The sequence below is a fragment of the Deltaproteobacteria bacterium genome (assembly GCA_016219225.1).
Lineage (GTDB): Bacteria > Desulfobacterota > RBG-13-43-22 > RBG-13-43-22 > RBG-13-43-22 > RBG-13-43-22.
Map to the genome: position 1 here is coordinate 1 of JACRBX010000074.1, position 14090 is coordinate 14090.

General features: G+C 52.3%; 12 protein-coding genes. 10 read left to right on the forward strand and 2 right to left on the reverse strand.

What is annotated here, in order from left to right:
• From HY879_06095 to HY879_06125, 7 genes are all read left to right on the forward strand, one after another.
• On the forward strand, positions 1-1317 hold a 1317-nt coding region (locus HY879_06095; GenBank protein ID MBI5602907.1), incomplete at its 5' end, for an aromatic ring hydroxylase.
• Between the two features lie 190 nt (positions 1318-1507).
• Positions 1508-2311, forward strand: a complete 804-nt coding sequence (locus HY879_06100; GenBank protein ID MBI5602908.1) for an SDR family oxidoreductase — start codon at positions 1508-1510, stop codon at positions 2309-2311.
• 280 nt (positions 2312-2591) lie between these two features.
• On the forward strand, positions 2592-3902 hold the full coding sequence (locus HY879_06105; protein MBI5602909.1) for a 2-hydroxyacyl-CoA dehydratase: 1311 nt from the start codon (positions 2592-2594) through the stop codon (positions 3900-3902).
• A gap of 1 nt (position 3903) precedes the next feature.
• Positions 3904-5073, forward strand: coding sequence for a 2-hydroxyacyl-CoA dehydratase (locus HY879_06110; protein ID MBI5602910.1), 1170 nt, complete (start codon positions 3904-3906; stop codon positions 5071-5073).
• 3 nt (positions 5074-5076) lie between these two features.
• Positions 5077-5889, forward strand: coding sequence for an Hsp70 family protein (locus HY879_06115; GenBank protein ID MBI5602911.1), 813 nt, complete (start codon positions 5077-5079; stop codon positions 5887-5889).
• A 48-nt stretch (positions 5890-5937) separates the two neighbouring features.
• On the forward strand, positions 5938-6711 hold the full coding sequence (locus HY879_06120) for a 2-hydroxyglutaryl-CoA dehydratase (GenBank protein MBI5602912.1): 774 nt from the start codon (positions 5938-5940) through the stop codon (positions 6709-6711).
• A 52-nt stretch (positions 6712-6763) separates the two neighbouring features.
• Positions 6764-8302: a long-chain-fatty-acid--CoA ligase gene (locus HY879_06125; protein MBI5602913.1), complete on the forward strand. Its 1539-nt coding sequence runs from the start codon at positions 6764-6766 to the stop codon at positions 8300-8302.
• A 347-nt stretch (positions 8303-8649) separates the two neighbouring features.
• Here HY879_06125 and HY879_06130 read toward each other — a convergent pair whose 3' ends face one another.
• The gene (locus tag HY879_06130; GenBank protein ID MBI5602914.1) at positions 8650-9330 is read right to left on the reverse strand and encodes a hypothetical protein; all 681 of its coding nucleotides are present in this window, start codon (positions 9328-9330) and stop codon (positions 8650-8652) included.
• 25 nt (positions 9331-9355) lie between these two features.
• The gene (locus tag HY879_06135; GenBank protein MBI5602915.1) at positions 9356-9883 is read right to left on the reverse strand and encodes a hypothetical protein; all 528 of its coding nucleotides are present in this window, start codon (positions 9881-9883) and stop codon (positions 9356-9358) included.
• A gap of 261 nt (positions 9884-10144) precedes the next feature.
• Between HY879_06135 and HY879_06140 the strand changes: the two genes are divergently transcribed.
• The 3 genes from HY879_06140 to tuf form a co-directional block, all read left to right on the forward strand.
• Positions 10145-12664, forward strand: coding sequence for a PAS domain S-box protein (locus tag HY879_06140; protein ID MBI5602916.1), 2520 nt, complete (start codon positions 10145-10147; stop codon positions 12662-12664).
• A 146-nt stretch (positions 12665-12810) separates the two neighbouring features.
• The gene (locus HY879_06145) at positions 12811-13488 is read left to right on the forward strand and encodes a response regulator transcription factor (protein MBI5602917.1); all 678 of its coding nucleotides are present in this window, start codon (positions 12811-12813) and stop codon (positions 13486-13488) included.
• 323 nt (positions 13489-13811) lie between these two features.
• A partial coding sequence (gene tuf, locus HY879_06150) for an elongation factor Tu (GenBank protein MBI5602918.1) occupies positions 13812-14090 on the forward strand: 279 nt, incomplete at its 3' end.

Here is a 14090-nt window from a genome sequence, read left to right on the forward strand (position 1 = left end):
CTGACCGGGGAACGGATCAACCGCTTTACCCACATCCACCAGAACACCGAGGACCTGCCCAAGAAACAGGATATGACCCGCATGCTCTGCCAGAAGGTGGGCGGCTGCATCCAGCGCTGCATGGGCATCGACGGCACCAACTCCATTTATAATGTTTCCTATGAGGCCGACAAGCAGAACAACGGGGCCACCCAGTACCATGAAAACTTCAAGAAGTGGCTGACCCGTTTCCAGTCCGAAGATTTGGTAGGCTGTTGCGCCCAGACGGACGTCAAGGGCGACCGGCTGCTTCGGCCGGCCGACCAGCCCAACCCCGACGCCTATGTGCGGATCAAGGAGAGGTTGAATGACGGCATCGTGGTCAGCGGTTGCAAACTGCATATCTCGGAGGCTTCGGTGGCCGACGAGGTGCTGGTGGTACCGACCCGGGCCTTACGTCCCGAGGACAAAGACTATGCTGTGGCCTTTGCCGTTCCAGGGGATTGGGACGGGTTGAAACAGGTGGTCACCATTCACAATTTAAGAAAAAGGGAGCATTTCAAGCGGGGGTTTCAGCAGGGCTCAACCGATTCCTATATGATCTTTGAGGACTGCTTTGTGCCCTGGGAACGGGTCTTTCTGGCCGGCGAGTGGCAGCATGGGGGGGTGATGGCCCTCCTTTTTGCCCTGTTCCACCGCCATTCCTATTCGGGTTGCAAGCCGGCCATCGGGGATATCCTTTTGGGGGCCGCGGCCCTGGCCGCCGAGGTGAATAATGTGCATAAGGCTTCTCATGTCCGGGAAAAGCTGGCCGAGATCATCATGACCATTGAGTTGGGCTACGCCGCCGGATACACCGCTTCCGACCTGGGCAAGCCGGAGGTCTATATGCCGGGGGTGGGTTTTGTTCCCTATGGTCCGGGTTCCTATATTCCCAATTCCATTTACTGCAATGTCGGCCGCTGTCTGTCGGGTGAGGCGGTTTTCCGGGAGGCGGAGATTCTTTGCGATATCGCCGGAGGGGTGGTGGCCACTTTCCCTCATGAAAAAGATTTTTTGAACCCGGAACTCGCTACCCTGCTTAATAAGTACACCAAGCGTAATCCGAATATGTCTTCCGAAGATCAGGCCCAGTTCTGGCGATATTTAGGAGACATCCTTTGTTCGGCCTCAGGCGGTATCGGGAATGTCGGCAACTATCATGGCGGCGGCTCGCCGATTATGGAGCAGATCGCCATCACGACTCAGTATGATATCGAGGCACGGAAAAAGCTGGTCAAGCACATTGCCGGCATGAGCGGTGGCGATCGCGAGGTCTTCAGCAAGAAAGGGAAATAGCGCTCATCCGGAAATGATATTTACGGATGAGCGCTGTCAGCAATCAGCACTATGCTGATGGCTGTCCGCTCCATCCGGTTTTCATTTGCGCTCGTCGCCCTTCCCCTCCCACTGGGGGGAGAAGGGCGGGGGGCGTTTTGTGTTTTCAAGTTTACCTATGGAATAAAAAAACGACTTTGGAGGTCGAAGGATGAAAAGCGATAAAAAAGGCCGCCTGGAGGGAAAAGTTGCCGTGATCACCGGGGCGGCCAGCGGTATCGGCCGGGCCACGGCTATCCGGTTTGCCCGGGAAGGGGCCAAACTCGTTTTAGCCGATTGGGATGAGCAAAGGCTTAAGGAAACCCTGGATCTGGTCAGGCAGGAGGATGGCCAGGCTGTTATGCAAAGGACCAATGTGTCTGTGGAGGAGGAAGTCAAGGGGTTGATCGATCTGGCCTTCGGCACCTACTCGGTCATCGATATTGTTTGCAACAATGCCGGCATCACCGGACAGTTCACCGGCCTGGAAAATCAAGACGGGCAAGATTGGCAAAAGGTCTATGGGGTCAATGTCCTGAGCGCGGTCTACACGACGAAACACGTGGCTAAACATTTTCAAGAGCGGAGGGCCGGGGCTATTGTCAACACGGCCTCAGTGGCCGGGATCCGCTCCGGGGCCGGCGGCAATGCCTACAGCGCCAGTAAGGCCGCTGTGATCAACTTTACTCAGACGGCGGCCTGCGATCTGGGAGAATATAATGTCCGGGTCAACGCCGTTTGTCCCGGTTTGATCGAGACCGGCATGACCAAGCCTGTCTTTGATATGGCCCGGGAAAGAGGAAAATTTGACAAACTGGGCAGCCGTTGCGAACTTAGGCGTTTTGGGCGGCCGGAGGAAGTGGCGGCGGCCATTCTTTTCCTGGCCAGTGATGAAGCGAGCTATATAACCGGCCAGGCCATCCCGGTTGACGGCGGCAATACCGCCTCTCTCAACTTGCCGGGCATGAAAGCTTAGCCAACTTTTAATGGACTTGTAAAAAGTCCGAAAGCGCCCATTTTCGTCATTCCCGTGAAAACGGGAATCCAGTGTTTTTAATTGGTTAGGCTTGGCCTGGATTCCCGCCTGCGCGGGAATGACGAGTTTTTGCGAGACTATCAAGTATCGGTTGTTTGTTTTTATTCAGCATCCAGTTATCCAGGATCGTCCGGCCAGAGGCGGATGATCTCGCGTTTTAGAAAAGTTAGAGATAAATTTTCAGAAGGGCAATTTAAGAATCTAAAAGGGAAAATAGGCCATGACCCAGGAAAAACCCGTTGAAACCAAAGGTTCGCGCAAGTCTCTGGAAACAGCCAGGAACGCCTGGCAATTTATTATGCAGGATTATCAGGAAGGCCACGCCCATAAAAAGAGGGGGCAACCCGTGGTCTGGTCCTGTTCCCTGGTGGAGAAAGAGCTCTTTTACGCCATGGGCCTCCATCCTTTTTATCCTGAACAGTTTGCCGCCTTGTGCGCCGTCCGCCGAAAAACCAGGGATTCGGAAAAAGAGGCGGTGCGGTTCGCCCGCATAGCCGAACAGGCCGGATATTCATCGGACCTTTGCGGATATGAGCGGGTGGCAACCGGTTATGTCCTGGGGGGCGACCTGTCTGATGCCCCGCTGGAAGGGATGCCCCTTCCTGATCTCCTGGTAACCACTTCCTCGGTCTGTGATGTTCGCTTGAAATGGTTTGAAGACATGTCCCAAAGGCTCAAGGTGCCCCTTTTCACCCTGGACCGGCCTGAACGGGTTTTTGAGGCCATTATGCAGCCGCCTAAATCCCATGAGGTCCGCTATTACCGTTCTCAACTGGAAGATTTGTTGAGCCTGATTACGGAAGTAACCGGGATCCAATATGATCCCGAGCGCCTCAATGCCTGTCTGGACTGGGGCTACCAAACCAATGAATTGCGCCTGGAAATCCTGGAGTTGCGTAAGGCCGTGCCCTCCCCAATGGGTTGTGCCGACGGGTTTGCCACCATGTATCCGGGTATGTATTGTTCCGGTACGGAAAAGGCCTTTCGTTTTTATAAGGCCTTGCGTGATGAGGTCAAGGCCAGGGTGGAGGCCGGCCAGGGGCAGATCGAAACGGAAAAATTCAGGCTCCTGTGGTACGGCATCCCCACCTGGTTCAATATGGGGATATTCAACTATTTTGAATCCATCGGCGGGGTCTTTGCTTATGAACCGGCCTACAATCCCAATCCCTGGCCCCCGCGGCTTAAGGAAGATCCTCTGACCGAATTGGCCGTACGGACCTTGTCTATCGGCTCTTCCATGAACACCACCATCCAGGCGGTCCTGGAACAATGCCGGGAATATAATATCGCCGGCGGGGTTCTGGCCTATCTGCTGACCTGCCGTCCTATTTATCTTCCCGGTCTGCAACTCCGGCTGACCCTGGAAAGGGAACTCGGTATCCCTTCGGTCCTGATTGAATGCGACCTGGTGGATGAACGCTCTTTCTCCGAAGGGCAGATCAAGACCCGGATGGATGCCTTTGCCGAGCAGATCCTGAAAAAAATCGAGGCCGGGGAACCTTTGCAGCAGAGAAAGGCGGTGGCTTAAAATGGAAGCGACTTTCCTCCGCTATGCGGAAAACCGCCATGAGGCGGTGCGGGAATGGAAGCAGAAGACGGGCAAAAAGGTGTTCGGGTATTTTTGCTGTCTCACCCCGGAAGAGATCCTGTTTGCCGCCGATTGCCTTCCGGTCCGGATCTCCGGGACCGGGGAACCCTTGCAGCAGGCGGATCTTCATGTGCCGCCCAATTCCTGTCCTTTTGCCCGGAGTTGTCTGGATGCGGGGATGCGAGGCCAGTACGACTATCTGGACGGCGTCGTGGTGCCTAACAGTTGCGACATCATTTTAAGTATGGAATATTTCTGGAAGAACCTGGTACCCCGGCCGACCAGACCGGCCTTGATCGCCGGTGTGGACATCAAACCTTATGTCCATTACATCAACTATCCGGAAAAAATCACCGGCCGGGAGGTCCTGCCCTATTACCTGGAGGTCTTAAAAGGGTTTAAACAGGGTCTGGAAAGGACTCTGGGCCGGAGCATCAGCGACCAAGACCTGGCCCGGAGCATTGCGGTCTATAATGAAGACAAGGCCCAGATGCGCAGGATGTATGAGATGCGGAAAACGGACCCCCCGCTCCTCTCCGGCTATGAGGCCTGGCAGATGACTTACGCCGGGGTGTTGATGCCCAAAGATGAGCATGCCGCTTTGCTCAAAAAGACCCTGGATGACCTTGAGGCCGACCCCCGGGAGGTTTCCGAAGGCGTCCGGATTTACCTGTCCGGATCGGCCATGGATGGGGTCAATGCCCGGATTTATCAGGTGATCGAAGAAGCCGGAGGGGTGGTGGTTTCCGATGACCTTTGTGTCGGGACGCGGTCTTTCTGGTATCCTTTGAATCCCGACCTGCCGCCCCTGGAGGCCATTGCCCGCCGGTCGTTAGGTACGGCCTGTCCCCGCTCCACCGTTACCGCCTCCATTCCGGAAAACCGCTGGGCTCATATCGTCAACACCACCCAGGATTTTAATGTCGAAGGGGCTGTTTTTTACGTGCTCAAATGCTGTGATGCCCGCCTGGCCGAATATCCCCATTTAAGAGACCGATTGCGGGAAGAATTAAAAATTCCGGTCCTTTTTCTCGAAGGGGATTACACCACATCCGGTGTGGAGCAGATGCGGGGCCGGGTCGAGGCCTTTATCGAGATGATTGAGGGGTAACCGATGTTATTCGCGGGTATTGACGTGGGCGCCCAGAGCGTCAAGGCCGTTCTCTTCGACGGACAGAAGGTCCTGGGCCGAAGAGTTTGGATCACCGAAGAAGAGGCCGATACGGCCGCCCGAAGGATTTATGGAGACCTGCTGGAGGAACTGGACTTAAGGCCGGAAGACGTGGAAAGGGTCATGGCCACGGGCTGGGGTGCCGGGGAGGTTTCCTTTGCCGATGGAAAAAGCTCTGAGCAGATCTGTGCCGCTAAGGGGAGCAGGTTTTTGGTTTCAACGGCCCGGACGGTCGTCGATATGGGCGCAGAAGGCTGCCGGGTGATGAAGCTGGCGCCGGACGGGACCCTGGAAGATTTTACCAACAATGCCAAGTGCGCTTCCGGAACCGGTTCTTTTATCGAGCTGGGGGCTGTTTATCTCAAGGTTCCCCTCGAGCAAATGGGGGCCTTGTCCCTGACCGCCGATGGCCTGGCCGAAGTCAGCAGTACCTGTGCGGTTTTCGCCGAATCGGTCATCATCTCCAATATTCATGCCGGTGAAACGCCGGAACGGATCGCGGCCGGGATCCATCAGGCCGCAGCCGCCAGGATATGGGAACTGATCGGTCGAGTGGGCCTGGTGGAAGATATTGTCCTGGTCGGGGGGGCGGCCCTGAATCCGGGTTTGATTAAAACTCTGGAGAAAATGACCGGAAAGGTCATGGCCGTTCCGGAACATCCCCGCAGTGTTATGGCCCTTGGGGCGGCCATTCAGGCTTCTCTGAAAAAAGGGAGCAGGATAAAAAAAGGGTCAAGCTGGAAGGCTCAAAGCTAAAAGAAATTATCCAAGTAATCCTGTAAATCCTGTCTAAATGGATTCAATATGTTTTTTGCCGGAATAGACATTGGTTCAGCGGCCTCCAAGGCCGTGATCCTCAATGAACATAAAATAATCGCCGCCCACACCATCGAGACCGGACCGGAAAGCAAAGGTTCGGCCGAAACCGTAATGCAGGGGATTCTGGCCAAGAGCGGTCTGAGTCAAGGGGACATCCATTTTCTGGTGGCCACCGGCTATGGACGGATCAATGTGCCCTGGGCCCAGGAGATTATCACCGAAATCGCCTGCCACGCCCGGGGAGTCCACTTTCTTTTCCCCCAGGCCCGGACCATTCTGGATATGGGAGGACAGGATTGCAAGGCCATTCGAATCGATGACAGGGGAAATCATGTCTCCTTTGCCATGAACGATAAATGTGCGGCCGGGACCGGTCGATTTTTAGAGGTTATGGCCGTTCAACTCAAGGTCCCCCTGGCGGAAATCGGACCTCTCTCCATGGAGGCAGCGGAAGACACCAGGATCAGCAATATCTGTACGGTCTTCGCCCGCTCCGAAGTGGCCCGTCATCTTCGCCGGGGGACCCCCAAGGCCGATATCCTCGGGGGTCTCCACGCCGCCACGGCAGATCGGGCATTCGGGCTCCTCAAACGGGTGGGGCTGAAGGCCGATTTCGTTATCTCCGGCGGGATCGCCAAAAACATCGGAGTGGTCAAAAGGGTGGAAGCCCGGGTCGGTCTGCCGGCTTTTATCTCGGAAGACCCCCAAATCATCGGAGCCCTGGGTGCCGCCATCTTCGCCCGGGAGAAGGGCCTGTAAAAAGGACCATCATAACTATCCTGTAAATCCTGTCTAATGAAAAGGAGGATCCATGCCGAAGCTTTTAGTCGGTGACGCCTTAAGAGCTACAGCCCGAAAACTTCCCAACAAGACCGCCTTTGTTTTTAAAGACCAGCGGTGCACTTTTCGGGAATTCGAGGAACGGGTCAATCGCCTGGCCAACGGCCTTTTGGCCCAGGGCTATCAGCCGGGCGATCACATCGCCATCCTGGCTTACAACTGTATCGAGTATTATGAGATCCTTTTCGCCCTGGCCAAGCTTGGGCTAGTGGCCGTACCGATCAATTTCCGCCTAAAGGCCGAAGAGATCAACTACGTGATCAATCAGGGCGATGCCAAGGCCTTGATTTACGAGTCCTGTTTCCGGGAGGTCTTTCGCCCTGTGCGCCCGGGGTTTGAAAAAGTAAAAGGATTTTTTGTTTTCGGAGGACCCGGCGATGACAGGGATCTGGAATACGAAAGGCTCTTGACCGCCTCCAGTCCCGTTGATCCGAAGGTGGACGTTTCTGAAACCACCACCTGGTATATCGGTTATACCTCAGGCACTACCGGCCGGCCTAAAGGGGCCATGCGTTCCCACCGCTCCAACATCATTTTGGTGGCCAACGGCATCTATGCCGACCAGGATACCGTCACGCTCCTGATTATGCCCATCTTCCATTTCAATTCCATTACCTTCGGTCTGGGCGATGTGTATCAAGGGGCCACCACGGTGATCTATCCTTCCGGCGGGTTTGACGGCCGGGAAATCCTTGAGCTCATCGAAAAGGAAAAAGTCACCTTCTCTTCCATGGTCCCGACCATGTACTCGGTTATCTTACAGGTCCCGGATAAGGACCGCTTTGAAACAGGCTCCCTGAAAAAACTCCTGACCTCTTCGGCGCCCCTCATGACCAAGACCAAGGAACAGATTCTGGATTTCTTTAAAGGGGCTGAATTATATGAGGGCTATGGGTCCACCGAGACCGCCGGGGTAACCACGTTATGGCCTAAAGACCAGTACCGCAAGGTCAGGAGCTGCGGGCAGGCCAACCCCTTTTGTCGGATCCTGTTGATCAACTCTCAGGGCGAGGAATGCGCCCCGGGGGAGGTGGGGGAACTCTATGCCGTCTCACCCGGCCTGTTTGAGGGCTATTATAAGGATCCGGAAAAAACGGCCCAGGCCTTTCTGGGCGAATATGCAACGGTGGGCGACATGGCTACCCGGGATGAGGAAGGCTATTACTATATTGTGGATCGTAAGAACGACATGATCATCTCCGGCGGTGAAAATATCTATCCTACTGAAATCGACGACCTCCTTTCCAAGCACCCCAAGATATATCAAGCCGCGGTGATCGGTGTTCCGGACGAGAAGTGGGGGGAAGCGGTCAAGGCCGCGATTGTTTGTAAGCCCGGGGAAAGCCTGAGCGAGAAGGAAGTCATTGCCTATTGCAAGGAGCATCTGGCCGGCTATAAATGCCCCAAGACCGTGGATTTCTGGGAAACCCTGCCCTTAAACCCCATGGGCAAGATCTTGAAACGGGAGATCCGCAATAAATACTGGAAAGGCCAGGAAGTTAAAATCTGATTCAGATGATTCGTATCAGTTTAGCTTTTTGAAAAACAATTTTCACCGCAGAGCCGCAAAGGGCGATCGATCCGCTCGACTTTGTCGAGCTTTTGCAGAGGCTCCCGGCCGGGAGCCGATCTGCCGATCTTAATAAGAGACTCCCTTTGGGAGTCGAAAGGAATAAATTTTCCTTTCTGTTGAGAGGACAGAAAGGAAAAAGCTTTCGCAACCCTCCGGGGTGTAGGCCCCTCCGGGAAGGAGTCCAGGGATGTTTTGTTCAATCCCGCCTCTCACGGGATTGAACAAAGATGTTTCTCTCTGCGTTCTTCGCGCCTTTGCGGTGAAAAAAACTCTCTTTTCAAACTTTACCGCTTTCCCTCAATTTCTTCCAACCAACCCCGGGGGGGCGAGGGAGGCAACTGGCTTTCTCTCACGATTTGGAAGGCCATTATCTTCAAGGCCAGAACCAGAGTATCCGAGGCCAATTTCCCGACGCTGTCTTTTAACCAATAATTGTTTGCCCAGTGTTCCGTTTCCAATGGTGTGTCAAAAGTCTTTTCCCAGATCACCTTTCCCCGGCTGAACAAGGTGCCGGCAACCTTAACCTGGCATCGGCCGTCTACCACCTCGTTATATATGTAACGGCCAAAATTGGTATAGAAGAGTGTCAGATAAAAATCAGTCAGCCTGGGTTCGATAACCAGCCGGTAGTTTTTAGCCTCATCAAGGTTTCGAATGAGATGAATTTTTGGGAAAAATTGGGAAAAGATTTGAAGGGCGGCTTTCTCGAAGGCCTGTCCGATGGGAAGCTGATAGGGCTCAATAGAGTAGATAATGAAATTGCCATGGTAATCGGGAAAGGACGGGCTATTGAAGATCCGGTCTCTGGATTCTTCGGTGATGAGCAGGGCCGCTTCCATAGGAATCGTTTTAGTGATCCCCATTTTCTCTACATTGGGGGCCATGGGTATATGATACCTGCTTTCATAGGCACACCCGGTGAAAAGGAGCGTTCCTATTACCATTAGGGAGATAATAATTTTCATTGTCCCGACCTCCTTTGCTTTGTTATTACTCCTGCATCTGCTCTTTTAGACTCGGCGGGAGTTTGGTTGCAAGTTCAGGGAATATTTCTATAATTCTCAATATGTCCGCCAGATCTTTTTGCCGTTTGCTCCTTCGGCGGGTTGTATCCATGTAGGCCCACACCTTTCCCTGTAAAACCTCCTCCAATGCCGCAACTTTCATCTCATAGCCAAGGATATCCCTTGCTTTAGCTCCTGCAATAAAAATTTGATACCGAGGATCGGTCTGCATTTGAATTCGAAGGTCTGAGCCATGACCGCTGATATTGATGCTGTGCTCAAACCGCTCAACCTTCAACTCGTATCGTTTGGCGGCATTTGCGACGCTTTCGATGTCATGAACCGCCACCACGATATCGACATCCAGGCTTACCACGGCTTCGACATAGGCGTTCACGGCAAGCCCTCCGATCACGCAATAGCGCGAACCTGTTTCAGTAAGGATAGCAAGGAACTGCTGGAGAATGTCTGATTTCCCCTTTGCGACAGAATTCAGGAATTCTTTGCCCGTCATCGGTTCCCCTTCCGCCAGTAAACAATTATTAACGTTATTTTCTTATGAAGATTATATCAAATTAATAAATCCACACAAGATATTCTTCCCATAAGCAAAACCTCGACCTAAAAAGATACCTTTCTGATATTTTTTATTGCCGATTATCCTCGTTATGGTTAAAATCCTAACCAAGATATTTTAAATTTCTCTGTTACTGGTTAATCGTTTCCCGTTTTAACGATTAATCAGCAACCGGCAATGACGTGTTGGGAGGTTTCAGTGCTGGAAGAAACGGCTCGTTTGACGAGGATACTTTTAGACGCTCTTCCCGGTGTGGCTTTACTCTTACGGCCGGGCAGCCGTGAAATCGTGGCCGCCAATGAAATGGCAGTCAAATGCGGGGCCATTCCTGGAAGGCATTGCTATGATACCTGGGGCCGGCGGGAAGATCCTTGTCCCTGGTGTCTTGCTCCGACGGTTTGGACGTCTTTCAAGCCACAGCGCCTGGAAGTGGAAGCGCTCGGAATTATCTGGGACGCCCATTGGATCCCGGTGACGGACGATTTGTATGTGCATTATGCCTTCGATATCACCTCGCGCAAGAAGGCGGATGAAGGTCTGCGGAGGAGCGAAAAACGTTTCTCCACTTTCTTCAATGCCAGTCCGGTGGGAATTGCCTTTTCAAGGCTTAAGGATAAAAGAATCCTGGAGGTAAACGACCTATGGCAAAAGATAACCGGCTATGACCGCCTGGAAGCCATCGGCCGCACCCCAACCGAATTAAATCTCTGGGTCGATCGTGATGAGAGGGACCAATTAAAGGAGAAAGTGTCCGAACAGGGCTCGGCAAGGGATCTTGAAGTTCAAATACGGCAGAAGTCCGGAAATATCATTAACTTATTGATATCGGTGGAACAGGTGGAGCTGGAAGGCGAACAATGCCTCTTGTCCATGTCCCTGGATATCACGGAGCGCCAGCAGGCCGAAAAGGCCTTAAGGGAGAGCGAGGTGCGGTTCCGTGAAATATTTGAAAATATGACAGAAGGGGTGGCCATCTATCAGGCCGAAGAAGGGGGAACCGATTTCGTACTCAAGGATATTAATCCGGCCGGCGCCAGAAGTGGAAAGATTGAACGCCATAAAATCAAGGACCGAAGCGTTCAGGTAGTATTTCCAGGCATAAAAGAAATGGGATTGTTAGAGGTCTTTCAGGAGGTTTATCGGACCGGGAAACCGAACTGGCATCCGGTTTCCCGCTATACCGACGATCGCATTTCCCTCTGGGCGGAGAATTATGTATTTAAGTTACCTTCAGGGGAAATAGTCACCGTTTACGATGACTTGACAGAGAGGGTGAAGGCCGAGGAAAAGCTGCGGGAAAGTGAAGAAAAATTCCGTCATCTGGTTGAGGCCGCCTCCGAGGGCATCTGCCGGGTGGATGAAAATTTTACGATCACCTATGTAAACCGCCAGATGGCCGAGATGCTGGGCTACAGTCCGGAAGAAATGGTGGGACGTCCGATTGAAAATTTCATGTTTCCGGAAGATTTGGCGAGCCACATCAGTAAACAGGCCGACCGTCGAAAAGGGATATTGGAACGGTACGAAAGAAAGTTCAGGCATAAAGAGGGGACTACCCTCTGGACCATTGTTTCCCCGAAACCCCTTATCGATGAAAATGGAAAATTTAGAGGTTCTTTCGCAACCTTTACTGACATCACCCAGCGCAAGACAATGGAGGAAATCTTAAACGATTCCGAAGAAAAATATCGAACCCTTTTTGAACATACCGGCGCAGGATTGATTATCGTGGAAGAGGATACGACCATCTCCCTGGTCAACAACGAATTTTTAAAACTATCGGGATACCTAAAGGAAGAAATCGAAGGGAAGAAAAAATCAGCCGACTTTACCCTCCCCGAGGATTTGGAAAGGATACATCTCTACCATACCCTGAGAAGGAAAAACCCGGAAGCCGCCCCCAGAGAATACGAATCGAGGATCGTTGACAAACAAGGAAATATCAAAAACACCCATAATATTGTAGCCCTGATTCCCGGCACGTCCAAAAGCATTGTCTCCTTTAACGATATTACCAATCGTAAAAAAGCCGAAGAGGCCTTATTAGAGAAACAAAACCAACTTCAGGCTCTGGCCATAAGAATGTCCGAGGTGGAGGAATTGGAACGAAAAGAAATATCCCGGACCCTCCATGACCTGGTGGGCCAGAACCTGACGGCCCTGAATTTGAATTTAAACATCGCCATCAGTATGCTGCCGGAAAAGACCAGTTCCATTATTATCCACAGGCTGGAAGATGCCCAGAAATTGCTGGAGGAAACTACCCAGCATATCCGGGAAGTCATGTCCGATTTACGCCCTTCGGTACTGGATGATTTTGGCCTCCTGGCCGCCCTGTACTGGTATGGAGAACGGTTCAAGGCCTTAACCGGTATAGAAATAAACATTGAAGGGAAAGATTTTCCCCCGCGCCTGTCACCAACCATGGAGTCCATTATTTTCCGTATCGCCCAGGAGGCCCTGACCAATGTATCGAAACATGCCGGGGCCGACCAGGTGGATATTGTCCTGGAGGAGAGGCCCGGGAAGGTCCAATTGACCATCTCCGACAACGGTTGGGGATTTCTCTTTAAGGGATTTCGTCTGGGGGGTGAAAAAAGGGGATGGGGACTGGCTACCATGAAAGAACGGGCCGCGGCCCTGGGGGGAGATTTGGCGATCCTGTCGGAACCTGGGAAGGGAACACGGATAATTCTTCAATTGCCGGTGGAGCGATAAAGATCGTTCAGGGGTCGGGGATCAGTAAATAAAGATGCAAGATGCAAGTTGCAGGTTGCAAGTGGGAAAAGCCCTGCACTTTGCATCTTGAAACTTGAAACTCGGGACTTGAGGCTCTAGACTTGGGACTTGCAGAAGGAATGAGAATGGCCGAAAAAATTTCTGATGAGGGAAGAATCCGGGTCCTGATAGCCGATGATCACGCCATCGTTCGCGAAGGGCTCCGCTTCATTCTGGAGGCCAATGCCGACATCCAGGTCGTGGGAGAAGCAGCCGATGGACGTCAGGCGGTAGCCGAAGCTAAAAAGGTAAAACCCCGGATAGTGGTCATGGATATCGCCATGCCAAAATTAAATGGCATTGAAGCCACCCGGCAACTTTTGGAAGAGTTGTCATCGGTCAGGATAATCATCCTATCCATGCATTACAGTACGGAACACATCTTTCAAGCCCTCCAGGCCGGGGCCAAAGGGTTTTTAATCAAGGAGTCGGCCGGGAAAGAATTGATCCGGGCTGTCCGGGCCGTCTATGCCGGCCAGCGGTATTTGAGCCAAAAGGTCGATGAGATTCTGATCGAGGATTATTTGATGCAGCGCAAGAAGATTAAATCTCCCAGCCCGTTGGAAAGCCTCAGCCCCCGGGAAAGGGAGATCCTGCAATTAGTGGCCGAAGGGAAAACCAGTGCCGCCATTGCCGATATCCTCTTCCTGTCCCCCAAAACCGTCGAGACCTACCGGAGCCGTTTGATGCAGAAATTAGGCCTCAAGGATGTGGCCGGCCTGATTAAATTTGCCATTGCCCAGGGATTGACGGGATTGCAGTAGGTGAGGCTGGATGCTGGATGGAGGGACATGAATGAGCTATAAAAATTTGGATCTTTCCATGACAAGCTCGATATTTTAGGCAAAAAGCTTAACTTTCTCATCCCATTGGTAAATAAAAGTCATATCAGCGAGAAGTAAAATATCCGGCATCCCGTCTTTTTCAAACTCTCCCCACATAAAAAGTCATATTTCCCTGACAGACAACCCATAATAACTATTCTAATTTTGGTAAGCTCGTAAAATCCTTAAAAATTCTTGATCTTTTTAATGCGCTTGATACGTTCATTCCTGAACCCGTGCGTGATACCGATAAGCCATTCCTCATGCCTGTCGAAGACGTCTTCTCGATTGAGGGGCGTGGGACAGTGGTCACCGGCAGAATTGAACGTGGGATTGTGAAGATCAACGACGAAGTTCAGATTATTGGTTTGCATGATACATTGAAGACAGTTGTTACTGGCATTGAAATGTTTAACAAGACCCTTGACGAAGGGCGCGCTGGTGATAATGCCGGCGTGTTGCTCCGTGGGACAAAGAAAGAAGAAGTAGAGCGTGGGCAAGTGCTCGCAAAGCCAGGATCGGTAACCCAGCACACCGAATTC

Bases quoted from the DNA above. Each gene is read 5' to 3' on its own strand.
- HY879_06100 (MBI5602908.1), top strand. From the start codon at position 1,508: ATGAAAAGCGATAAAAAAGGCCGCCTGGAGGGAAAAGTTGCCGTGATC.
- HY879_06105 (MBI5602909.1), top strand. From the start codon at position 2,592: ATGACCCAGGAAAAACCCGTTGAAACCAAAGGTTCGCGCAAGTCTCTG.
- HY879_06110 (MBI5602910.1), top strand. From the start codon at position 3,904: ATGGAAGCGACTTTCCTCCGCTATGCGGAAAACCGCCATGAGGCGGTG.
- HY879_06115 (MBI5602911.1), top strand. From the start codon at position 5,077: ATGTTATTCGCGGGTATTGACGTGGGCGCCCAGAGCGTCAAGGCCGTT.
- HY879_06120 (MBI5602912.1), top strand. From the start codon at position 5,938: ATGTTTTTTGCCGGAATAGACATTGGTTCAGCGGCCTCCAAGGCCGTG.
- HY879_06125 (MBI5602913.1), top strand. From the start codon at position 6,764: ATGCCGAAGCTTTTAGTCGGTGACGCCTTAAGAGCTACAGCCCGAAAA.
- HY879_06130 (MBI5602914.1), bottom strand. From the start codon at position 9,330: ATGAAAATTATTATCTCCCTAATGGTAATAGGAACGCTCCTTTTCACC.
- HY879_06135 (MBI5602915.1), bottom strand. From the start codon at position 9,883: ATGACGGGCAAAGAATTCCTGAATTCTGTCGCAAAGGGGAAATCAGAC.
- HY879_06145 (MBI5602917.1), top strand. From the start codon at position 12,811: ATGGCCGAAAAAATTTCTGATGAGGGAAGAATCCGGGTCCTGATAGCC.